Source organism: Caballeronia catudaia (genome assembly GCF_001544755.2).
Classification (GTDB): domain Bacteria; phylum Pseudomonadota; class Gammaproteobacteria; order Burkholderiales; family Burkholderiaceae; genus Caballeronia; species Caballeronia catudaia.
In genome coordinates this window covers 1-22,395 of sequence record NZ_FCOF02000058.1, presented here as the reverse complement: position 1 = coordinate 22,395, position 22,395 = coordinate 1, and the positions used below count along the sequence as shown (strand labels likewise).

The window sequence follows — 22,395 nt, the reverse complement described above, 5'->3', positions numbered from 1 at the left end:
TCGTTCGGCGACCTTCCATAATTTGCAGTACTTTCCTCGTGCAGTTTCGTTATTGCGAGGAGAGTTGCCATGCCCATGTCCTCACGACTCAAACCGGGGAATATTCTTGCCCAACGATGGTTCGCCAGAGCTGAAGTGGAAGTGGAAGCCGACAGGTACGTCCGATATCTGGCTGAACGAGGTTATGCACGGGACACAGTTGAGCGCTACTTCAGGAGCGTCGCGCACTTTGTTCACTGGGTCTCACAACGGGATGTTGCTCTTTGCGATCTCAGCGAGTCGCAAGTCAACCAATTTCTTCATGTTCATCTGCCTCATTGCCGATGCGCCCGTCAATGCTGTCGCACGGAAGTCGACGCTCGCGCTGCCCTGAAGCACTTTTTTGCCATGCTCGGCAACGCTCAAACTAAACCCGTCCCAAGTGTTTCCACGTCGATTGCAGCAGAACTGGCGGGTTTTGAGCGTCATCTCATAGAAGTCCGTGGCCTTGCAAATAGCACCTGTACTGTTCGGTTGCGAGATGTCCGTCAGTTTCTTGTTGATCGATTCGGCACGAGCACGGTTCGCGTTTCGACGCTCGTATCTGCGGATGTCGTTCGTTTCGTGATGCGTCGCACGACTGGACTCGGACCGGGTTCGGTCAACAGCGTAGTCCTCTCGCTGCGTAGCTATTTCCGGTTCAAGGCTAGCTGCGGAACATCCACAACATCACTCATCGCGGCACTGCCACGGGTCGCTCTTTGGCGCCTAGCTGGACTGCCCAACTTTCTCACGCCTGCCGAGATCAGGCAACTGCTCAATGCATTTAATCGCGATAGCGCTACAGGCATGCGCGACTTCGCAATTACGCGCTGCCTCTTGGACCTTGGCTTGCGACGTGCTGAGGTCGCGCACCTGCGCCTGGATGACATCGACTGGCGCGCCGGAGTAATGAGGGTTCGCGGCAAGGGGAGGCGGACCGACGTCGTGCCGCTACCACGATTGACCGGCCAGGCGATTGCAACGTATCTAAGATACGGGCGCCCACAAACAACAAGGCGCGAGGTATTCGTTCGCCATCGGCCACCGCTCAATGCAGCGGCTAGCGTGGACCTGGTCCGAAGCGCAGTTCGCCACGCTGCAGATCGATGTGGTCTGCAGCAGCGTGTGCGCGGCACGCACATATTTCGGCGCACCATAGCATGCCGGATGGTACAGCGCGGTGCACCGTTCAAAGAGATCGCAGACCTGTTGCGACACCGCAGCCTCGACACGACCACGATTTACGCGAAAGTCGATTTGCTCGCGCTTCGGCGGGTCGCTCTTTCATGGCCAGGGAGGCGCCCGTGAACTCTCACACTCCATTTTCGACCTGGATTGACGATTACCTGGCCCTTCGCCGACGTGCAGGGTTTCGGCTTGAAACTGAGGGCACGCAACTCCGGCAGTTTGCACGCTTCGCCGAGCAGCTCGGCCACTCTGGACCGCTGACGGTACGACTTGCGATTCAGTGGGCCAGTGATTCCCACAGTGGCCGAGCGCTGACGGCTGCACGCCGGATCGAGGTGCTTCGCCCCTTTGCTTCCTATTGTCGCCAGTTCGATGCCGCAACCGAGATTCCGCCCCGGTGCCTGTTTGGCCATGCCCATCGACGTCTGGCGCCGCATGTTTTTACTGACGATGAGGTCCTTGACCTGTTGGCAGCCTGCGATCGCCTATATCCTTCCGGTGGCCTGCGTGCGTTGACCTGTAAGACGATCTTTGGATTGATGGCGGCAACGGGCCTGCGCGTCTCGGAAGCGACGCGACTCACCCGTTCTGATGTCGATCTCGAGCAACAGCGGCTACACATCCGAAATGCAAAATTTGGCAAGTCGCGTTGGGTGCCAATACATCGCACCGTCGGAAGAGTGTTGCGCAGCTACGTGAGGAAGCGTGACCTCGATCCCTTCGCGGGTAACACCGACGCATTCTTCATGTTCGATTACGGTCGGCCTGCATCGACACGAAGCATCCAGCGTGCTTTCAGACTACTGCGTACGACCTTGAAGTGGCGTACTCGAGGGGATCATCCCGCTCCGCGACTAAGGGATCTCCGCCACTCGTTCGTCTGCCATCGCTTGCAGGAGTGGCTTGCACGCGGCATGACCCTAGATCGCAACATTCTAGCTTTGTCGACTTACCTTGGACACGTCAAGATCACGGACACGTACTGGTATGAAACGGCAACGCCCGAACTTCTGGCGATTGCTGCCCGGCAATTCGCACGCTTTCATGGAGGTGCATCGTGAGCCAATCCGTAACCCAACCCTTTGCCGTCCTCGTGCAGAAATTCTTTATGCAGCGCTTGTTGCAACAGCGACATGCGAGCCCCTGCACTGTCACGGCTTATCGCGACAGCTTCCGGTTGCTACTGACCTTTGCCAATCAACGCTTGCATAAGCGGCCCAGCGATATCACGATCGAAGACCTCAACGGGTCACTCGTCCTCGACTTTCTCCGACACCTTGAAGAGGATCGACACAATTCAACCCGTAGCCGAAATGCGAGGTTTGCCGCCATTCGGTCGTTCATGGAATTCGTGTCGTTCGAGGAACCGTCAGCAATGGCGATAGCGCAGTCGGTACTGGCAATCCCCATGAAGCGGTTTGAGCGCCCACTATTGGGTTTTTTGTCCCGCGAGCATATCGAAGCGATCCTCGCGGCTCCGGATCCTGGAACATGGACCGGGCAGCGAGATCGCATCATGCTAGCAACTCTCTACAACACGGGCGCCCGTGTTTCGGAACTCATTGGCATGCGCGTCTGCGACCTCATCCTCGGACCGACATCTTGGGTTTGCATTCACGGCAAGGGTCGGAAGGAGCGCTCGGTCCCGCTGTGGCCGGACACCGCCAAAGAGCTCAAGCGCTGGCTACGGCGATATCCACGTGACTCACAGGAACCTCTGTTCCCGGGACGATCTGGGGCGTCTCTTACGCGCGTTGGAGTCACTGATCGGTTGAAGCTCGCCGTCCAGCTTGCATCGCGACAATTTCCAGAGCTTGCCCAACGTCGCATCTTTCCGCACCTCATTCGTCATTCGGTTGCCATGCACATGCTGCAATCGGGGGTTCCCGATACTATCATTGCGCTGTGGCTCGGACACGAGAGTCCCGTCACAACCCATCACTATGTCGAAGCGGACCTGCAGATGAAGGAGCGGGCGTTGAAAGCACTCCAAGCACCATCGCATGCGCCTATCCGATACCGACCGAAAGATGATCTCCTTCGGTTCCTGCAGACCCTGTAGTTATGGATAGTTCGTGGTTGGAGCGCTTCAGATGACCCGTCCAAATCGATGCCGATGTCCGGGAAATGCAGGACTTCGGCACTGACCATCGGCTGTTCACGCGGCTAGCCTTCGATAACTGCGAACTGACGATAAACTCTTTTATCGAAATGCTTCTCTAAAAGAGTCAACTGGACCTTCGCGGGCTCGCCGCGAGGCGCTCGTGCAACGGCCACAATGTATTCATTGCTCGGGACGGCTCGCTTAAACGGTTTCGAACCGTATGCATGGCTGAAGGAAACACTGGAAAAGTTGCCGTCGTATCCCGTCAATCGCGTGCATGAACTGCTGCCGCTTGGCCACTAACTACCCCGACATTCATGGACATCTTGGACTCCCTTCGGCAGGCGCCCAGCGCCGAGTTGTATCGCCTATATCTGACCATCGGCAAAATGCTCGATGACCCCCGACGCATTCTCGAAGTCCGTCAACGACTGCACATTGGGATGACCGTCAGATACATCGGTGACAATCCGTTGGGACCGCCTTTGGAAGGCACTGTCACCGAGCTGCGACATACGCAAGCGGTCGTACAGGACAACGTGACTCGCCGCCGATGGGCAGTGTTGTATGCGGCGATTCTCCTCGATGCCACCGCAGCCCCAACTCAGAAGGAAGCGCCGCCACCTCGCCAGCGCCCCGAAGAGTTCTTCATCGGCGACACCGTGGGATTCACCGACAAGCATCTGAACGAGCGTGTTGGCACCGTCGTCAGACTCAATGCGAAAACGGCGTCCATCGCCGTGACAGATTCCGAAGGACACTGGCGCGTCTCGTACGGTCTACTGCGGAAAATCCTCGATATCTGATTGAACTCCTGTCAACACGGGATGCGTTGACGGATACTTAGCCGAGGGGTCCAGTACCAGCGCAAAATAGCTAAACCTTGCTCCCGGGAAACATAAAATGTTGTGGATTGACCACTCCGGATTGCGCTCTGCACCGTAGATAGAATAACGCTTCTGTCGCCGGATATAATTGCCTTTCCACTAGCCACGAGTTTATCAACGTTATTGATCGGAAAATCTTTCTTAGGCATTTGACACCCCTCTTTCTGATATGCCTACCTTTCCTGCCAGGAGGATTGGTTCCAGTCCGTTGCCGTTCCCTCGCAGATTTCTCAGCGAAACCACTTAGAAACTTGATCTCGCGTCCGAATTACAAGGGAATGAAACGGTGTCTCTCAATTACATTAGTAGTTGGTCAACCGTTTGGAGGTGAGATGGACACTCATATATGCGGTAGCGCACATTTCTAGCTGCAGGGCAGAACCGCTATTGGTAACGAGTCGCGTACCGCTTCCATTGTGCATCCGGCGGATTCCGGAGTGAACCGGCCATTGGAATGACGGCTCTCTGTGTTGCGCGAACGGCAACTATTGGCCGGCTGCCGAAGATCGCAGTTTCGAGCGCCGCGCTCGGTCCTCTAGCGCGAAGGGAACCCGTTCTTCAACATGGCTAACGGCATGAGCGTCGCCGACAATGCTGAACTTCATGAAAGCCGCCTTGCGACCACGCCTGCAGTACACCGCCGCGCACTGCCTTGCGCATTGAACGAACGTACAAATCCCCGCTAGCCGGGTTCCGGGTTGATACTATCTTTGCGCCCGCTAGCACGTCGATGTTGACGCCCTTTGAAATCCAGCGGTGAGCTTCACCAGCGGCCGGACGACGATCGCATGTCTGATTCCGTCTGGAGGGTATATGCAGCTCAACTCAAGTTTTGCATTGTCGATGCGTTCCGCTCGACACTCCCGCCTTTCTCATCATCCCAGGAACCGCGCGCGCCGTTTGCGGCTTCGTCCACTGACGATGGCGCTGCTTCTCGCCACGGCTTCATCGGGGCTATCCAGCATCGAGGCGCAAGCCGCTCCACCCTTGCCGAAAGGCGGACAGTTTATCGCGGGCGGCGGCTCGATCAGCGGCGGCGAACAGGCGCTGACGATCAACCAGTCCACGTCGCGCGGCGTGATCGACTGGTGCAGTTTCTCAATCGGCAATGGCCGCACCGTCACGTTCAACAACGGTAGCGGCGCGACGCTCAACCGCGTCACGGGCGGCGATCCGTCGGTGATTCTCGGCTCGCTCAACGCGAGCGGCAGCGTCTATCTCATCAACCCGCACGGCGTGCTCGTCGGACCGACCGGCGTGATTGCGACGGGCGGGCGCTTCGTCGCCTCTACGCTCGATGCCGATAACAACGCGTTCATGCAAGGCGGCGCACTCACGCTGTCGGGCGGCGGGAACGGCGCCGTCGTGAATCTGGGCCGCATCGGGTCGAGCGGCGGCGATGTCTTTCTCGTCTCGCGCACGCTCGCGGCGAATCTCGGCAGCATCGATGCCGCGCAGGGCACGGCCGAACTCGCGGCGGGCAGTCAGATGCTGTTGCAGGATGCATCGGGCAGCCAGCAGGTGTTCGTGCAGACGGGCAGCGGCGGCACGGCGCTGAACGCTGGCGCGATCCGCGCCGCGCAGATCAACCTGCAAGCCGCCGATGGCAACGTCTATGCGCTCGCGGGCAACAGCGCCGCGATCCGCGCGACCGGCACCGCCACGCGCGACGGTCATGTATGGCTCGTCGCGGACGCGGGCGGCGTGCACGTGAACAGCGACGTGTCCGCGCGCAACGCGAACGGCAGCGGCGGCACGGTAGAGACGCGCGGCAACACGCTGGACGTGGGCGGCGCGACGGTGTTGGCCGCAACGTGGAAGCTCGGCGCACCGACCTTCACCCTCGACGGAAGCAATGCGGGTGCGGTGTCGCGCAGCCTGAACGCGGGAACGTCTGTGGATGTCGAGACGTCGGCGGGCGATCTGGCCGTCAACGGCAACGTGCAGTGGAACGGCGCGGCTGCTTTGACGCTAGGCGCGACTCACAATGTAACGATCGCTGCGAACACGACGATCGCCAACGCCGGAAGCGGCAACCTCACGCTGCGTGCGGACAGCGGCGGCATCGACAACGGCGGAAGCATCGCGGATGGCGGGACGATCGACTGGTCGAAGAGCACGGGCATCGTCACGGCGCTCTACGACATGAACGGGACTTACTCGCCGGGCACGGTGCTCGCCAACACGAACTGGACCGCAGCAGCCTATAGCGGCCTCGTCACGCAGGTCACCGCTTACAAGCTCGTCAACAATCTCAACGACCTGCAGAACGTCGCGCTAAATGTCTCGGCCAACTACGCGCTCGGCAAGGACATCGACGCGAGCGCCGCGACGTCCTTCAATCCGATCGGGTCGCTGCCCGGCCCCGTCGCCACGCTGTCCGACGCGCCGTTCACGGGCCAGTTCGACGGCATGGGCCACACAATCAACAGCCTGCGGATCAACGGCGTGGCGTTCGGACCGATCGACATCGGCCGGGGCGGACCCACCTCGGCGCTGGGCCTTTTCGGCGTCGTCGGCGCGAATGGCGTGGTGCGCAACGTGAACCTCACCAACGCGGCCATCGGCGTCGGATCGGATGTTGGGTCGTTCGGGCTGCTCGCTGGCGTCAACTACGGGCTCGTCACCTACGCGTCCAGTTCCGGCAAGGTCACCGACTACATCATCTACGGCGGCGGTCCCGACGGCGGTCTCGTCGGCAGCAACTACGGCACCATCGAGCGATCGTCCAGCAGTGCATCGGTGCTCACGCAAGGGATTGCGGGCGGCCTCGTGGGCGACAACTACGGGACCATCTCTCAGTCGTTCGTCGCCGGTTCGGTCGGTCGCGGCTCGCACGGCGGCACCGGCGGCATCGTCGGAATCAATGCGGGGCTCCTCACGCAGTCGTATTCGACAGGTTATGCGCAGGACGCGGGGCTCGTCTACGACAACACGGCGACCGGAATCATCGACCAGTCGTTCGCGGCCAACCTAGTCAGCGGCCCCGGCGAGCCAGGCTCGTTTCACGGCGGCACCGCGTTTTATAACTACGGCGCGATCCATAACAACGTCTACTGGGACAGGACGGTGACGACGCAAACGAGCGCCTTCACCATTGGCAACGGCACTGCGCCGCCCGACAGCAATGGCCTCACCACGACGCAGATGAGCAACGCGTCGAACTTCCTCGACTGGAGCATCCCGGCGGGAGGCGTCTGGGCGATGCCCGCTGGCGCGACGCATCCGCTTTTGCAGTGGCAGCAGGGACATTAGCGCATGAGTCCTGCGGGAAAACCGCACGCACCGGCTTTCCCGCATGGTCGCGAGCCGTCCGCTTGACGCGGAGTCGGATTGCGTTCGTTGCGCATGCATTGAACATGCATCAAGTCCGAGAGTATGACTAGTGGCTGCACCTATGACGCATTGCCCCAATGCATGTTGGGCCAAGAAGCCGCTCAAGACACCGTGAGGACTGTTGGATGACAAGTGGTCAGCAAGTAAGCGCTTTCGCACTGCAAATTGAATGACCGATCACCGGGTGAAGCCGACGCTTGGATGGCTCGACCATGTCTGGTACGAATGGCGCTTCTTGGCCGGTCAGCGTCATAAGATGTCCGTTGCGAGAACCATCCGACCGAATGGCCTGAACGAAAGTTGCTTGATGGCACGTCGCTCGGCGTCGTGAAAGGCAATGCGAACGATTTTCGCCGAGTCCTAACCGTGCCCGGCGGCCGCCGTCACGGAGAGATCGCGCCGCGTGGCATGAATGGAGCGGCGGCGCCCCAGTGCAGACCCTCCCGGGCCGGCGCGATGCCGCTCTTTGCCCGCACGCCGTTCGGCGCTGCAGCGGCGCGCCACCGACGATCGGCGATGAATGCGCGTGTTAATGATGCGGCCAAAGATAACAGTATGTCTGGCTGGCTTCCAAATTCTGTCCGACGCTACCGTCCGCGCTCACCTTCTTAATCCATCCGTTCGGATCCGACGGCGTCGGCGTGTCGCCGCAATTGTTGTGTACCCAGTGGATCCCGCCGCTGAACGGTATGCCGCAAAGTTCCAGCGCGTCGCCCACCTGGATGGTGTTCAGCGGCGACGGAACGCCTTTTACGTTCTTTTGATAGCCCGAGGCGAAGACGTTGTCGATGGCGACGTCGTAGGTCCGACCATCAGTCCCTTTCAAGTTCAGATGCGTGTGAGACAGCTCCACGCCCCTTTTGAACATTCCGTCCTTAAATGTCGGTGCCGAAACGACATGACCGGTCAGTAACGTGCCATCGGCCGCTTTGCAATCCGCTGCGTCGTCGGCAAGCGCGTGGGCCGACAGAGTGACGAACAAAATTGTCGCGCTCATCAAGGCGAAGGACTTCATTGATTTCTCCGGTGAGTGCCACTCGAGTAATGGTCCATGCAAGCTGACCCAAAGGCGAACCAGTAAGTCGGGCGCTTTGGCACGCGACGAAGATCGTAATGCAGCCTCGTCGATTCTGCTAAGCGCTCCGCTAATCGCCCCTTTTTGCGGATGCCTGGCTCGGCCACCAAGAGGGGCGTTCGCGCCGACGCGGGCCAGGGAGCGGACGCCCCGAACCGTTCAGCACCGAGGCCGTTCTTCAAGATTGAAGCGGTCCGGAGAAACCAGGCACGCATACCGTCGGTTGTTGCCAGTTGCCTCAAGCGATCGCAGGAGGAACTGACGTGCTGGAAGGCACGGACATGCGCTCCCACCACCAACAGACCAACTGCACTGCCATTCTCGGACGACCGGATGGGATGCCTGTACCGGGCTGGGCCGGCCGGATGGCACGAAGGTGCAGGGTGCGGTGAGCTGACACTGAACGGCGTGCTTGCGCTGCCTTGAGGTTGCGCAAGCACGAACCGTCTTCATTAAGGGGCGAAGAGGCCGGCTACGTCCCGTCGAAGACTTCCCGAAGGGCGGAGCTTGCGTGAGTTAGTTCGGTCACGACGTTGGGACGACGGCCTTCGAAATCCACTCGTATCGTCTATGATCATTGGGCGCGCATGCAGCCGGTCTCCGTCCGGTTGGCCCGCTTCGCTTGCACGACGACGTGTTCCGCAGCCCGACAATAAGGGAACAGACGATGGCAGCGCTGCTTGACTCGAATCCGGCTCCGGGCGCACCGGGCATCCCACTAAGTTGGAGCCGCGCGGACAAGGATGCCGTCGGCACGGCGTACTCGCTTTCGAGCCAGGTCTGGTACACCGCAGCCGGCGGCGTTGTCACGGAGATCTACTTTCCGGATGTCGACACCCCTCAAATTCGCGACTTCCAGTTCATCATCACCGACGGCGCGACCTTCTATCACGACGCGCAGAAAGACTTCGATCACCAATGTGAATGGCCCGACGCGCCTGCCCTATCCTTCCGAATCACATCTCGCGCGAAAGACCAGCCTTACGTCATCGTGCAGGACGTAATAGCCGAAAAGGGTTCGCCGTGCGTGTTGGTTCGCGTGACACTGCAAGGTGATCAGGCATTCCTCGACAAACTGCACATCTATGCGTTGCTGGCGCCTCACATGGGCGGGTATGGCGCAGGCAACGTCGCGCACCGAGCCAGCACCGCGAATGGCGATCGTCTGGTAGCAACGCGCGGCAACTACTGGCTCGCACTGGGCGCCGACTGCGGGTTCGGTATGACGAGTTGCGGCTTCGTTGGTGTGAATGATGGCTGGACCGACATCATTGCCAACCGGCGCTTGCCGGTCTGGAATTACGACGCAGCCAAGGACGGATACGTCGCGCTCACAGCGGAGATCCATCGCGCAGGTAAGAATCAGTTCGTGGTGGCGCTTGCGTTCTGCGTCGACGAGCCGACGGACATTACCGCCAGCACACCCAACAAGGCGTTAATCGCGGTGTCAGAGGCACTAGCCTATCCCTTTGACGACCCTTCGAGCACATACAGCCACCGGGGCGTGTTCCTCGAAGGTTGGCATGACGCGGTCGAAGCACCGTTTAAGCCCAAGGCGGGCGTCACGGGCGACGGCGATGCCCTCTTCGACTTGAGCCGCAACGTTTTGCTTGCGCATGAAGACAAGACGGCCAACGGCGCGCTTGTGGCTTCGCTGAGCATCCCGTGGGGCGAGATAGTGCGGGATCTGGCTGCCGGCTACCACATGGTTTGGCCGCGCGATATGTCCCAAAGTGCGCTCGCGTTGCTTGCCGCCGGCGCCCAAGATCCGCCACTTCGCGGACTCATGTTTCTCGCTGCGTCGCAGTCGAAAGATGGAAGCTTCCCGCAGAAGTTTTTCATCGACGGGGACCCGTGGCTGCCAGACGCCAAGCAGCTCGACGAATACTCGTTTCCCATCATCCTCGCCTACCACCTGCGCGAGGCTAATCTGCTAGGCCAGTTCGATCCCGCCGGGATGGTGTTAGCCGCGGCGGGCGCGTTGATCGCGAACGGTCCCATGACTGCGCAGGAGCGCTGGGAAGAACAGGAAGGCTATTCGCCGTCGACACTGGCCACGAACATCGCCGCATTGGTCTGTGCGGCACAATGGACCGATGCTGCAACCGCTCAGTTCCTTCTTGAGTATGCGGACTTTTTGGAAGCGCATCTTGAGCCATGGTGCGTGACCACGCAAGGCACACTCGTTCCTGGCATCGCACAGCACTACATTCGGATCCTGCCGACCCACAACAGTGGAGGCTTCATTTTTCCGGAAGATCCGAACACCGCCACAATACAGATGCGAGGCTACGGCGGCCGAGCTAACACCGTCGTGGATGCAGGCTTCCTCGAACTCGTGCGCTATGGCGTTCGCGCCGCGAATGACCCAATCATCGTCGACTCTGTCAAGGTAGTCGATGCCGTCATAAGCAAAACGCTGCCACAAGGTCCGGCCTTCTATCGGTACAACTACGACCAATACGGCCAGGGGAATGACGGGCAGGCCTGGTACGACGGCGCGCCTTTCGGGAAGGGTCGCCCGTGGCCGCTACTCTCCGGGGAGCGCGGCCACTACGAACTCGCCGCCGGTGCCGATGCGACGACCTATCTCCGCGCGCTGGAGCAGTTTGCGGGGCCGCGCAGGTTGCTTCCCGAGCAAGTGTGGGATATGCCGGATCTGGCAAATACGAGCTTCGTGCTCGGAGGTCCGACCGGCTCAGCGATGCCGCTTGCGTGGGCGCACGCCGAATACATCAAGCTTGTCCGTTCGGTCTCTGACGGGCGCGTGTTCGACCGGCTCGATGTTGTGGCGGAGCGATATCAGGCTCAACCCGGTCAGCCGCCGCATGCTCGCCGCGATATGGAAGTCTGGAACTTCGCCCGTCCGGTGCCGACTATCGCCGCCGGAAAGACGCTCCGCATCATCCTACCCTCGCCTTTTAGCCTGCACTGGTCGAGCGACGACTGGGCCACATCAAAAGATCAGGAAGCCACGCAGACGGCCGTCGGCATCTACTATGTAGATCTCGCAACTGAAGCAGCTGAGGCCGGCACTTCGCGGGTATTCACTTTCTTTCTCATCGACAAGCAGCGCTGGCAAGGATCTAACTATTCCGTCGCCCTGCGCCCCTGAAATGGGGCGCTCGGCGGTTCGCTACTTCGTCCGACCTGCAAAATTCGATTTCCATCGCCGAAGATTTTTCGCTTTCTTCACGCCCGCAGATCTGGCATCCGCGCCCCAAGATATGCGCTTGTGCGCGTTGCTTGAACGGGCCGTGGCGAGGGCAGATGACGGTTACTTTCGTCGCCATCCCGGTGTAGCCACAGCCGTCATATCTGTAACGATCTCCATGGCGTGCCCTTGCCTGGCTGATCCATTCTTCTTCGGTGTAACGTCGTGTCACTCAATAGCCTCGCCAAGGTCTCGGTCGCATCCTCCTCAACTATCGCCCGCTCGGCGTATGTCGTCTGTTCTGCCGCCCGCACTCGGTACGGTCGTCTGACCAGCCATTTTGATCGTGCAGAGAAGACCTGCTTTGCCTCACACAACGGAAACGAGTCTGGCGAGATGGTCTTCCTTGTAAGGGGCGCCCGCGCGTTCCGTACGTCGGGAAGTGAGCAACCTTCCCGACGCGTCGGTACTGCAGCGCGAAACGCTCAGAACCTTCTTTCCTCGCAGCCCGGCAACGGCTGTGTGCCTTCGGACACGACGGCCTTCAGCAGCTTCGGCGCAAGCCCGAGCATTTGCAAGATCGTCGGCGCGACTTGCGTCGTCTCGACTCGATCTCTGACGCGCTCACCGGCACCCGGCGCGCCCGGCACGAATACGACGAGCCCCAGATGGTTATCATCCGGCGCATTGCCGCCGTGTTCTGCGTCCTTCTTGGTGCTGGTCGTATAGATGACGCCTGGGTTCGGCTGAACGATGATGTCCGGCGTTCGGCCCTCGGCCGGATTGCCAAAGCGCGCGCGCAGCGGCGCGCCATACAGGATATAAGCTCCCGGACCATCCGCGCAGATGCCGGGCGCATTGCAGCTCAGGTTGTCCTTGAGCGTCTTGACGGCTGCGGCTAGCTGCTTTTGATCGCGCAGCCACACGAGGCCGACGTCGTCGGTCTGGATGAAGCCGGTACCGGTGAGTCCTGTCCCGTCATTGAGGCTGCCGCTTTTCGTATTCGCTTGTCCGAAGTTGCCGCTCGCATCAAAGTAGTTGTTCGATTCGAGCAGCTTAGACAGCGTGTCGCCGTTCTTGACGAGTTTCGTATGGTCTGCCGGCGACTGGCCATGCTTGGACGTGACGATGATGGCCGTCGAACGATAAAGACCACGCTGCTTGAGTTCGGCGACCATGCGCCCGAGCGATGTATCGAGGTACCCGATTGCCGCCGAGACCTGCGGACCCGGCGTGAAGCTCGCGTCCAGGTAGCCGCCGCCCTTCGCCACCGGCGCTTTCTGCGCGACGCTTAGCGTCTGAAAGTTGGTGCCCAGCAAGGTCGGCACGCCGACGGTTGCATCGCCCTTCGAGTCTTTCCCGTCGATTTGATTGATGATCGCCTGCACGTGCAGGTCATCGAACTTCTCCGTATGGCTGTACACGTCAGTGTAATCGGTGCCAGTCGCCGGGTCAGTCGAGTTAATCTCGGTTCGCATGAGATCGTCGACGCCGCGTCCGGACGGGCCGTTGAGCCAGTCATAGCCCCACGCGTGCTTGTCCGCCCATGCGGTGCGCGCGCCCGGCAATTTTTGTTTGATGACTTCGAATACGGTGTTCGTCTTCAAGTAGTCGTGCGGATAGACTGGCTTGCAAACGCCGTCAATCTTCGCGTGAGGAATGGCCTGGGGATTGAATCCGCCGCCGCCATCAAGATGCGTCAGTGCGCCGCCGTTCATGGCGTCAATGCCCGTCGTTTCGTCAAATACGACGTTCCAGCCTTGAAGGCCGGTGCAGCTCGTGTCGGAAGGTGCGTAAAGCGTTCTGTCATAGGACACGTCATAGAAGAGTCCGGCGGTCTTTGGTGTGCCGCCGGTGACGAGCGCGGCGAGTCCCGGAAAGGAGTCCGAGAGACCGGGCGTATGGGCATTCGTATAGGTCGTGCCGGCTTTAGCGAGCAACGCAATGTTGGGGCATGCATTGGACGCGATGCATCGCGCGACGTCCTGCTCGTGCAAGCCGTCAAAGCTGACGAGAAGCACGTGCTCGACCTTCGGATGCCTGCCGCTGTGGTCGTCGTCCCGGCCGCGGTGTTCGTCATCGGCGAAAGCGGCGTTCGATGCGCAAGATACGGCAAAAGATAAGACCGCCGCACGGAGGAGGTTTTTCTTCAATGCCCATTGCCGTCTTCTTCGGTTCATGTCTCGTCCTTGTTCGCGATTAACAGAAAAACTGTCGGTCCACCACTTTGCAAGGGCTTTGCGTTGATTCGATGACCGTCCACTTTCACTCTGCTGACATCTGCCCGGTTAACGCAAACAAAGTGCTAGATACAGCGCGCCTTCGTAAGTATTGCCTCACAGTCCATGTAGATCGAGTGTTTCTTACGTCACAAGTCGGCAGCGTGCCTGGTGACGAAAGGCTTCAAGGCGGGCCTTCCGGCGGGAGGTCTCGGAGAGCGACGACGTCGGCGATGCCGTCACACTAAACAGCCGCCGCATACCCGAATAGGTGACTGCCGCGGAACTCAGCGGCCCGGCTGTGCCGACCGCTATCCCCGTGTCGGCGAATGCAAGTAGCAGAGCAACAGCGAGTGCCGCTCGGTTTCTTTTGAACGAGGTAGCAGTGCAGCGCGTAGTCGCGACGACCGCGACTATTGCGCTGGTCGAATGGCTCACAGGCGAGCGTGGCGCGGCGCTCTTTCGTCAATCGGGCGGCGGTGGCGACGGCAGCGCACCGATGTTGTTTTCGGTAAACGAGTTCATCGTCGACAGCTCAGACCTCAAGCGCATGATCTGCACCTCCCCCATATGGGTGTACCGGCCACCCTACTAAACGAGACTATTTCATTCCGTGGAATGCTCTATCGTTTTACTCGTGCAGCGGCATTCTGGTGCGCTTGCCGCATAGGGTTGGCTGCGCTCTTTGAGGTTTCGCCTCGCTAAGAAGCGCCCTCGCGCATCGCTTACTGCATCGCGCGACTTCACTGCTCCGGTGCTCTTCAGACTGGCGACACATCTGCCCGACACCTCCTGTGCGCTCCAAGTGGACCGTCGAGCCCGTCGTTCAATCGCGCGACTTATTAGCCACGAATAGTTCACCCCCCGCGGTCGCCCGGCGTGCTCATGCTTTTCGTATCACTAACGGAGGATATCCACCATCTCCAAGAACGCGCTTGGTGACGATTCTTCTAGTTGGACTGTCGGTCGGCGTCGCTCAAGCTCAAGCTCAAGTGGCTATAACCGTTTCGACACCGCAGGCTAAATCGAACGCTAGCGCGCTGCGACGTCGGCAGCCCATCGGCGCGCTGGCGCAACCTAGTGAGGCACGCATGATCAAGGCACTTGCAGTACTGCTCCTTTTCCAATGTCTCGGCGAGACTATCTCGTTCATCGGGAAGATTCCCGTGCCCGGGCCAGTTATCGGAATGCTGCTTTTGCTCGGGGCTCTTCGGCTTTCAAAAGACATAAAAAGCATCGTCGAAGCGCCGGCTCTCGCGTTCCTTAAGCACCTGTCGCTGCTGTTCGTTCCAGCGGGCGCAGGCATCGTCATCTATGCGGGAAAAGTCGAGAGCGACCTTCTGCCCATAGCGGTCACAATTTTGTTGGGGACCGCTCTGACGGTCTGCATGACCGCAGTCACCGCCGAAGCAATGCATAAGCTCATCAGCAACGGTGCAGCCGTATCATCTGCCGAAAACGGTCTGTCGGCAACAACCGCGTCAAACGCAGGAAGGGACGCGGTCGCTCTGGGAGAACGGTCATGAACTACCAAAACCAACTCGCACTAGTGTGGACATATCTCGGTCGCACGCCGCTGCTCTGGCTCACAGCCACCGTCGTTTGCTACGTCGTCGCTCAAGCGGTCTATGAGAAACTGAACAAGAGGCCTTTAGCGAACCCGGTGTTGTTGTCTGTGCTAGCGGTAATCCTCCTTCTGCGGGTAACTCACACTGAATATGCCGCGTATATGCAGGGGGGCCAGTTCATCCACTTCCTCCTGGGCCCCGCGATTGTCGCGCTTGCGGTTCCCCTGAACAGGCAACTGCCGAAGCTGCGTTCTATGTTCTGGCCGCTCGCATGCGGACTTGTTGCGGGTGGCCTTGGCGCCATCACGACAACCGTACTGCTTGCACGAGCCTTGGGCGCATCAGCTCAAAGCATCGCCTCTATCGCACCACGCAGCGCGACTGCAGGCATCGCGATCCGTATTTCCGAGAAAATCGGCGGGATACCGTCGCTGACGGCGGTATTGGTGGTGATGACGGGCATCACGGGTGCGGTTATCGCAGTGCCTGTCCTTAGGCTGCTGCGCGTGAGACGACCGGAAATCGTCGGACTCGCAATGGGGTTGGCGGGTCACGGAATTGCGACCGCGCGGGCCTTACAAATTAGCGAAGAAGCCGGCGCATTCGCGGGGCTCGGCATGTCGCTGAACGGCGTTCTAACGGCGTGCGCGCTTCCAGTTTTGTACCCAATGTTGATGCCGTGATGAACGTTTCGAAGCTCGCGCCGCAGGCCTCGCTCGCGTTAGAACGACATCTGTGCGAAGGTCGTCCGCCGATGGGCGTCCTCGAAAGCTGCGTGGCGATTATGGGAGGGGCAATGAACCAGCAACAAAACGTTCAACTCGTGCAGCAGGCGTATGCTGCTTTCAGCACGGCCGATATCGATGGCGTCCTGAAAACGCTCGCCGCTGATGTCGACTGGTTCATACCTGGGCCGACCGAGATCATCCCATTCGCTGGTAAGAGGCACGGGCCGCAGGAGGTCGCGGAATTCTTCTGTGCACTTGCTGCGGCTCAGGTTGCTGAACGGTTCGAACCTCTCGAACTTCTTCGTGCCAAACTGGCCCGCGCACGCCGAGCTGTCCGACGTGATGCTGCTCGTGATCGAGCATCGTCGGCACGACAGTCGCGCGTGGCAACTGTTCTTCAGGCATAGCTACGTGATCGGCAAGCGCGTCACGCCGCGCTTCATGAAGTACAAAAAGGCGGACCTGTGGATCGGCATCGCGTTCATGCTGATCGGCGCGGTCGCGATGATGAGCTTCACCGCGGCACTGTTCGCCGGCCATCCCGAGTCCGGCAACTTCACCGATGCGGGCGGCGTGATCGCGGGCCTCGGGAAGTACGCGGGCCGCACGAGCGCGACGCTGTTCGCGGTCGCGCTAATCGACGCGAGCATCATCGGCGCGGCGGGCGTGTTCCTGTCCACCGCCTATGCGATCGGCGACGCGTTTAAGATTAGGTGCTCGCTGCATCGCGGCGTCACGGATGCGAAGGGCTTCTATCTGGTGTACTTCGGCATCGTCGCGCTCGCAGCGGCGATCATGCTGATTCGCGACAGCCCGCTCGGCCTGCTGACCGAGCCGGTGCAGACGCTTGCGGGCCTGCTGCTGCGCTGCTGCCGAGCGCGACCGTGTTCCTGATGCTGCTCTGCAATGACAAGAACGTGCTCGGTCCGTGGTCAGCTCGAAGAAGCTGAACCTCTTCACGGGCTCGGTGGTCTGGGTACTCGTGATGTTGTCGATCACTCTCACCGCCTCGGTGATGTACCGGGACACCAGTGGTGAAACGATCATCGAAGTGCTGGACGGCGGCACGGCATTCGCGATCGTCGGCTGCGTGGCCACGGTGCTGCTGCTTCACCAGCTCGACTCCGTACGCGCCCCAAGCGCCGATCGATCGCAGCGCACATGGCGCATGCCTCCGCTCGACACGCTCGCATCGCAAAACATGACGCTCTCGGAGCGGGTCTGGATCGGCTGCTGCACGGTTGTCTGGTGATCGTGGTCGGCCTCGTGATCTTCAAGGTGCTGCAAATGACCTTGTTCAGATAAGGCTCGTGCCGGCCCATTGCGGCCGGCTTCTCCTCGAGGCAAGGACGCTTACCCCGGCACGAACATACCGACTGCCGCGATCGCCATCGCGAAGGTCGCGAGCCATCCGCCCCACGCCAGAATGCCGCGGACCGCGAACTGGCCCATTACGCGGCGGCTTCGGGCCATGAGCATCATGATCACCATGATCGGCACGGCGGCCAGACCATTGATCACCGCGCTCCAGTAGAGCGCGCGGATCGGGTCGAAGTGCATGAAAGTGATCACCACCCCGCCGATAATTGACAGCGCAATCACCGCATAAAACTCGCGTGCGAGCGTCAGATGCAGCGCGAGACTGCTGCGCCAGCGAAAGCTGCCTGCGGCGGCATACGCGGCGGACCCCGCAAGGACGGGAAGCGCCAGCAATCCCGTACCGATGATGCCCAGCGCGAACAGGACATACGCGAAGCGTCCGGCGATCGGCTCGAGCGCGCGCGCCGCGTCGGCCGACGTTTTGACATCGATGTGATGCACATGAAGCGTCGCCGCCGCCGTCAGCACGATGAAGAACGCGATGACATTCGACACACCCATGCCGATCCACGTGTCGAAGTTGATCCGGCGCAGTTGCGCCGGCGCCTGATGCGGCACGCGACGCAAGGGTCCCTGGCCCGGTTCCGAGCGCATTTCCTCCACTTCCTGCGAAGCCTGCCAGAAGAACAGATACGGGCTGATGGTGGTGCCCAGCACGGCGACGACCGTTGTCAGATAGTCCGACGTCAATGAGACGCGCGGCCGTACTATGGCTTGAGCCACATCGGCCCACCGGATCGGCACGATGAGAGCAACTGCGACGTACGCGAGGAGCGCCAGCGCCGGCCACTTGAGCAGGCGCGCATACCGGTCGTAGGGAACAAAGATCTGCAGGACGACCGACAGGCCACCGAGCATGACCACGAACAGTTCCTGTGGACCGGGTATTAGAAGTCCGACTGCCGCGCCCATCGCCGAGAGGTCCGCCGCGATATTGATCACGTTGGCGAGCACAAGCAGGACCACCGCGCTGTAGAGCAGCCACTTCGGATAGTGGATGCGCATGTTGGACGCCAGACCTTCGCAACCGCGGCCGATCTGAAGGAAGGCTCGGTAGAGATTCGCGAGACGGCTGAAGAGCCCGTGATCGCCAAGACCGCGCGCGTCGTCGAAGAGGTCCTGGTCGGGAAGGAAGCCTCGACGAGAACGGAGACCGTCAACGATACGGTACGTGGCACCGAAGTTGACGTCCAAAGAACGACTGGAACAGATGACAGTCCTGCTGTCCGACCCGTCGATAAGCCGCCTCTTTGAACATAGGGAAGGTTGGGGACAGCCCACGGAACGTATGTGCAGTCCCCTTTGTTTTCGGATTTCATCTGCACGATGCCCACGCTGCCTAATCGCGATTGCGGCGATCGAGCCTTCTTCACGGATCGATGCCCCAGCACGACGGGTTGGCTTATTTCCCGAACACCTTTAAGGAGGAACTCATGGCGACCACCGACGGGCTTGAACCGGTCAACTTCCTCGTCACGGAGAAGGCTGGCGAGACCTATAAATTTCCGACCAGCGCGAACCACGGCGCCTCGGAAGCCGATACTAAGCCGTCCGCCACCGCCGGCGCAGGCGATTTCCGGGAAGCATCCCAGTCGTGGGACAATCAATCATCCAAATCATCCGGTGGTGACGCACGTGCAAGTGCAAAGGAGAAGCTCGCTGATATGAAAGATGCCCTGGTTAAAAACTACAGGGCTGCGAGCGACACAACAGATGATTTCGTGCACGACAATCCCTGGAAGGCAATCGTCCTGGCGGGATTAGGGGGCTTGATTGTTGGCATGCTCGTTTCGCGTTAGACCGATGCGAACTCTGAACGAGCGCGTTGACACCGTAGTCGGAAAGCCACTTGTGCGTCGAGTGCGAATTCAGTAAAGGGCTTACCGCACTTCGAAGTTTATTTGCGATCCTCCCGGTCCCTGCCACCTTTGTGAAGCGAAAAACGCCAGCGGCCCGCGGTGTCTTTTACCGCGAGCGCCCCGTGATCGCACATCACAGCAAGCGCGACATCGTGCGGCATCGTGTCCGATCAACTTGGCAACCAACAAGGTCCGCTCACGCGGCTTAGCGTGTGTTGCTCTGCAGCAAAATCGGGAGTGGTGAGTTGCCAATTCGGTCCGCTAAACCGTCGCGCCCGCTCACAACGCCAAGGTGTTCACCGTGCCCCACGTACTCTGCCCGATCGCGGGCGCGCATCTCGGGAAGCGGTCCAACGGGCCTGGCATCCGTGCGGTGGTGAGCGGCCCGCGCATACAGTTGCCCGTCGTCGCATCGGAGACCTCGCGCCTGAAGGTCACGAAGAGCTTCGTCTGCTTCACCATATGAAGAAAACATCGCGACAATGACGTTGGCGTTGGCGTCTTTCGTTTGCTGGTTACGCAGGTCCATGGCGCTATCGACCGCTTAAGTTTCCCTCTCAGATACACGATGCAACCCGTGCGCTTTGTCTGCAGAAGCTTTGTTTCCAGCATAGGTCAATGAACGGCTTGCTGCGCACAGCGACGAGCCGAAAGCCGATGCAGCGTCGGCGCTGCCGCTTCACCCTCGCAGCTGGCCGAGCCACCGAGACGCCTCGTCGTGCAGCGATTGCGTCGCCGCCGCAATGATGTCGCCTTGAAAGGCTTCGTCGATGGCATTGCCAGCCCATGTCGTGACGATGCCACCCGCGCCCTCGATGACTGGAACGATCGCCATGACGTCGTGAACCTGCAGACCGTCTTCGACGACGAGGTCGACGTGACCCGAAGCGAGCATCGCGTAACCATAGCAATCCGTGCCGAACCGCGTGACGCGCACTTCGCGCGCAAGCGTCGCGAATGCCCGTGCAGCCTCGCCTGAAAACATCCTCGGGTCCGTCGAGCACAGCCGCGCGTCGCGCAGACGTGCGCACGCACTCACCCCGCACGGCTCGCCGTTGCGCGACGTTCGATCGGCTACACCGATCCATCGCTCGCGCATAGCTGGCACCTCAACCATCCCGCAGATGGGACGTCGATCCTCAAGAATTGCAACGAGCGTTCCGAACAGCGGCAAGCCGGTCACGAAGCTCTTGGTGCCATCGATTGGATCGATGACCCAGCTGATGCCGTTGGCAATGTGCCCGCCCTCTTCCTCGCCGACAAGGGCATGCGTCGGATAGCGCGATGCGATCATTTCGCGCAACCGTCGCTCAATGGCGCGATCCGCGTTCGTGACAGGCGTCGCGTCGGACTTCGTTTCGACGTCGATTTCTGTGCGGAAATGTTGCATCGCGATCGCGCGCGCTTCGTCGCCCAGTTGATCTAGAAATCGTTCGATGTCGATCAGCATCCGTCGTCCTCCCTCTGCTGTGCAAACGGGTACGCGCGAAATCCGCGCCCACGCCATTCGGCGAGACGATGCAAGTATCGGCGGTCGCGGAAGCCTCTTGTCGCTAGCGGTGCGCGCTGACGCCACAGTCCCCGCCATGGACACGCACGCGCGCCTGCGACGCCCCGTATGTCACCTTCCAGAACCCACTCTGACGATGCCTGCCTTGCCAGAGCAATGAAGCACTGTTCGATGGCGTCGGCAGTCGAGCGTTCGGGCCGAAAGCCGTAGGAATTCGGGTCCGCCAGTGTCTCCTCAACGGGTTCCAGAGCGAGCTTCCATAACGCTTGCATCGACCGGCACCGCATGCATGGGATTCCTAACGGACGTCGTTTTCCATTACTCTTGGGAATGTAAACACGCCGCAGCGGCATCGCGCGATAGCCACGATGACGCAGCGACAGCATTCCGTTCCATCTGGCCGCCGGTGATGACCAGATCTTCCCGTCCACCCCCGGCGTTCTCTTGCCGCGATTTTCCGTCACCCGCTTCACGGCCAGCATCTTGCCGCTATGCGAGCGGGTCAGCAAACGCTGCAAGGCTTTTACCTTGCCCCATCGGCCTTCCCGAGTTGCCTTGGCGATACGCTCCTGAAGCCGCCTCACCTGTGCCTCGATATGCGACCAGTTTGCACGGTCCCACATCTGTGCATCGCGCGAGGGCGCACCAGCGCCTGACACTTCCGTGTCGTGCGCCGTCATCTGCTTTCCCTCGTATAACGGTTGATCAAGGTTCTCTCGCCATGAATGACCGCGCGGAAGTCTGCCCGCTTTCGCGTCGGGCGATGTCTCAGCCCGTATCCCGTCCGTTACAGATAGGCGTTCGCTTTCTCCGCATTCCTTTACCCGCACCGCCAATGGCTCTCCTTACGGTGGGCCTGCCCATTGGGCAGCGATACGGGCTTACCCTGTTCCGCATGATTCTCAGGATGGTTCGGACCCGTCCTATGCGCCGGCGGCGTACTGTCCATGATGGCCCATTCATAAGAGGCCATTCCTTGCCGCATACCGTTTTGGTTCAAGCCTGTCAGCACGTTTGGCTTGTTAGGCGTAACGGCGCGTTTCGGACGTTCACATGTGTTGGTCGTACCCACCCGTCCCTTGCGCCTCTCCGCCTTTGTGCTGGCAGATTCCGCCTTGCCTCGCGGCTCGACGTACCGGGTATCCGGCGGCTACGTTGTCCCTGGGGCTTCACACAGAACTGTTACCGGTTCTGCATGCCCGGGTAGGGAACAGCTGATGGAACAGATGGTTTCGTCAGGTCATACTTGCCCCCGTGAAACAGAGAAACATGCGACTTGCAGGTCGCACTATGAAGTCGCCTTCCCAGTGGCCAGGCAGCAGGCGGTCCTCGATTTCGGGCGGGCGCACGTGAATACTCACCATGT

General features: G+C 60.3%; 16 protein-coding genes and 4 pseudogenes. 15 read left to right on the top strand and 5 right to left on the bottom strand.

Features of this window, described 5'->3' with window-relative positions:
- Positions 1-69: 69 nt before the first annotated feature.
- The 6 genes from AWB75_RS39580 (at position 70) to AWB75_RS32635 (ending at position 7,455) form a co-directional block, all read left to right on the top strand.
- Positions 70-1,329, top strand: a complete 1,260-nt coding sequence (locus AWB75_RS39580; RefSeq protein ID WP_087087120.1) for a site-specific integrase — start codon at positions 70-72, stop codon at positions 1,327-1,329.
- A complete protein-coding gene (locus AWB75_RS32655) occupies positions 1,326-2,270 on the top strand; it encodes a tyrosine-type recombinase/integrase (protein ID WP_235012348.1) in 945 nt (314 codons plus the stop codon). Before AWB75_RS39580 ends, AWB75_RS32655 begins: the two co-directional genes overlap by 4 nt.
- Entirely contained in the window at positions 2,267-3,271 is a 1,005-nt protein-coding gene (locus AWB75_RS32650; protein ID WP_061128126.1) for a tyrosine-type recombinase/integrase, read from the top strand. The genes AWB75_RS32655 and AWB75_RS32650 overlap by 4 nt, the downstream gene beginning before the upstream one ends.
- 216 nt (positions 3,272-3,487) lie before the next feature.
- Positions 3,488-3,616, top strand: a complete 129-nt coding sequence (locus AWB75_RS36780) for a transposase domain-containing protein (protein WP_061128125.1) — start codon at positions 3,488-3,490, stop codon at positions 3,614-3,616.
- Positions 3,617-3,630: 14 nt separating this feature from the next.
- Entirely contained in the window at positions 3,631-4,119 is a 489-nt protein-coding gene (locus AWB75_RS32640; protein WP_061128124.1) for a hypothetical protein, read from the top strand.
- A 924-nt stretch (positions 4,120-5,043) separates the two neighbouring features.
- Entirely contained in the window at positions 5,044-7,455 is a 2,412-nt protein-coding gene (locus tag AWB75_RS32635; RefSeq protein ID WP_087087125.1) for a two-partner secretion domain-containing protein, read from the top strand.
- A 610-nt stretch (positions 7,456-8,065) separates the two neighbouring features.
- Here the strand turns inward: AWB75_RS32635 and AWB75_RS32630 are convergent.
- Positions 8,066-8,551, bottom strand: coding sequence for a hypothetical protein (locus AWB75_RS32630; RefSeq protein WP_061128122.1), 486 nt, complete (start codon positions 8,549-8,551; stop codon positions 8,066-8,068).
- Between the two features lie 727 nt (positions 8,552-9,278).
- Between AWB75_RS32630 and AWB75_RS32625 the strand changes: the two genes are divergently transcribed.
- Positions 9,279-11,726, top strand: a complete 2,448-nt coding sequence (locus AWB75_RS32625) for a glycoside hydrolase family 15 protein (RefSeq protein ID WP_061128134.1) — start codon at positions 9,279-9,281, stop codon at positions 11,724-11,726.
- 524 nt (positions 11,727-12,250) lie between these two features.
- Here AWB75_RS32625 and AWB75_RS32620 read toward each other — a convergent pair.
- Positions 12,251-13,945, bottom strand: coding sequence for an alkaline phosphatase family protein (locus AWB75_RS32620; protein WP_061128121.1), 1,695 nt, complete (start codon positions 13,943-13,945; stop codon positions 12,251-12,253).
- Positions 13,946-14,369: 424 nt separating this feature from the next.
- Here AWB75_RS32620 and AWB75_RS37845 point away from each other — a divergent pair, with 424 nt between their 5' ends.
- The 5 genes and pseudogenes from AWB75_RS37845 to AWB75_RS32600 all read left to right on the top strand — a co-directional run.
- Positions 14,370-14,579, top strand: a complete 210-nt coding sequence (locus AWB75_RS37845; protein ID WP_061128120.1) for a DUF779 domain-containing protein — start codon at positions 14,370-14,372, stop codon at positions 14,577-14,579.
- 496 nt (positions 14,580-15,075) lie between these two features.
- Positions 15,076-15,510, top strand: coding sequence for a CidA/LrgA family protein (locus AWB75_RS32610; protein WP_087087119.1), 435 nt, complete (start codon positions 15,076-15,078; stop codon positions 15,508-15,510).
- Complete coding sequence (locus AWB75_RS32605; protein WP_061128119.1) at positions 15,507-16,235, top strand: LrgB family protein; 729 nt, start codon at positions 15,507-15,509, stop codon at positions 16,233-16,235. The genes AWB75_RS32610 and AWB75_RS32605 overlap by 4 nt, the downstream gene beginning before the upstream one ends.
- Positions 16,235-16,522: pseudogene (locus tag AWB75_RS39575) on the top strand (nuclear transport factor 2 family protein); the annotation flags it as partial. The gene AWB75_RS32605 and the pseudogene AWB75_RS39575, both read left to right, overlap by 1 nt.
- Before the next feature lie 52 nt (positions 16,523-16,574).
- Positions 16,575-17,585 (top strand): annotated as a pseudogene (locus AWB75_RS32600) (divalent metal cation transporter); the annotation flags it as partial.
- Between the two features lie 48 nt (positions 17,586-17,633).
- On the opposite strand, the pseudogene AWB75_RS32595 reads toward AWB75_RS32600, so the two are convergent.
- Positions 17,634-18,683: pseudogene (locus tag AWB75_RS32595) on the bottom strand (NRAMP family divalent metal transporter); the annotation flags it as partial.
- Between AWB75_RS32595 and AWB75_RS36775 the strand changes: the two are divergent.
- The 3 genes from AWB75_RS36775 to AWB75_RS37840 all read left to right on the top strand — a co-directional run bounded on the left by AWB75_RS36775 (position 18,654) and on the right by AWB75_RS37840 (position 19,985).
- The gene (locus AWB75_RS36775) at positions 18,654-18,914 is read left to right on the top strand and encodes a DUF2382 domain-containing protein (protein ID WP_327220299.1); all 261 of its coding nucleotides are present in this window, start codon (positions 18,654-18,656) and stop codon (positions 18,912-18,914) included. The pseudogene AWB75_RS32595 and the gene AWB75_RS36775 sit on opposite strands and share 30 nt — an antisense overlap.
- Positions 18,915-19,093: 179 nt before the next feature.
- Entirely contained in the window at positions 19,094-19,459 is a 366-nt protein-coding gene (locus AWB75_RS32590) for a DUF883 family protein (protein ID WP_235012347.1), read from the top strand.
- Between the two features lie 361 nt (positions 19,460-19,820).
- Entirely contained in the window at positions 19,821-19,985 is a 165-nt protein-coding gene (locus AWB75_RS37840; protein WP_159462831.1) for a hypothetical protein, read from the top strand.
- Between the two features lie 213 nt (positions 19,986-20,198).
- On the opposite strand, the gene AWB75_RS32580 is transcribed toward AWB75_RS37840, so the two are convergent.
- Both AWB75_RS32580 and AWB75_RS32575 read right to left on the bottom strand, forming a co-directional pair.
- The gene (locus tag AWB75_RS32580; RefSeq protein ID WP_061128115.1) at positions 20,199-20,969 is read right to left on the bottom strand and encodes an inositol monophosphatase family protein; all 771 of its coding nucleotides are present in this window, start codon (positions 20,967-20,969) and stop codon (positions 20,199-20,201) included.
- Positions 20,970-21,130: 161 nt separating this feature from the next.
- A pseudogene (locus AWB75_RS32575) lies at positions 21,131-21,709 on the bottom strand (reverse transcriptase N-terminal domain-containing protein); the annotation flags it as partial.
- Positions 21,710-22,395: the final 686 nt, after the last annotated feature.

What these genes read in the sequence shown, in the direction of transcription:
- AWB75_RS39580 (WP_087087120.1), top strand. Translation starts at nt 70, where the DNA reads ATGCCCATGTCCTCACGACTCAAACCGGGGAATATTCTTGCCCAACGA.
- AWB75_RS36780 (WP_061128125.1), top strand. Translation starts at nt 3,488, where the DNA reads ATGTATTCATTGCTCGGGACGGCTCGCTTAAACGGTTTCGAACCGTAT.
- AWB75_RS32640 (WP_061128124.1), top strand. Translation starts at nt 3,631, where the DNA reads ATGGACATCTTGGACTCCCTTCGGCAGGCGCCCAGCGCCGAGTTGTAT.
- AWB75_RS32635 (WP_087087125.1), top strand. Translation starts at nt 5,044, where the DNA reads ATGCGTTCCGCTCGACACTCCCGCCTTTCTCATCATCCCAGGAACCGC.
- AWB75_RS32630 (WP_061128122.1), bottom strand. Translation starts at nt 8,551, where the DNA reads ATGAAGTCCTTCGCCTTGATGAGCGCGACAATTTTGTTCGTCACTCTG.
- AWB75_RS32625 (WP_061128134.1), top strand. Translation starts at nt 9,279, where the DNA reads ATGGCAGCGCTGCTTGACTCGAATCCGGCTCCGGGCGCACCGGGCATC.
- AWB75_RS32620 (WP_061128121.1), bottom strand. Translation starts at nt 13,945, where the DNA reads ATGAACCGAAGAAGACGGCAATGGGCATTGAAGAAAAACCTCCTCCGT.
- AWB75_RS32610 (WP_087087119.1), top strand. Translation starts at nt 15,076, where the DNA reads ATGATCAAGGCACTTGCAGTACTGCTCCTTTTCCAATGTCTCGGCGAG.
- AWB75_RS32605 (WP_061128119.1), top strand. Translation starts at nt 15,507, where the DNA reads ATGAACTACCAAAACCAACTCGCACTAGTGTGGACATATCTCGGTCGC.
- AWB75_RS32590 (WP_235012347.1), top strand. Translation starts at nt 19,094, where the DNA reads ATGGCGACCACCGACGGGCTTGAACCGGTCAACTTCCTCGTCACGGAG.
- AWB75_RS32580 (WP_061128115.1), bottom strand. Translation starts at nt 20,969, where the DNA reads ATGCTGATCGACATCGAACGATTTCTAGATCAACTGGGCGACGAAGCG.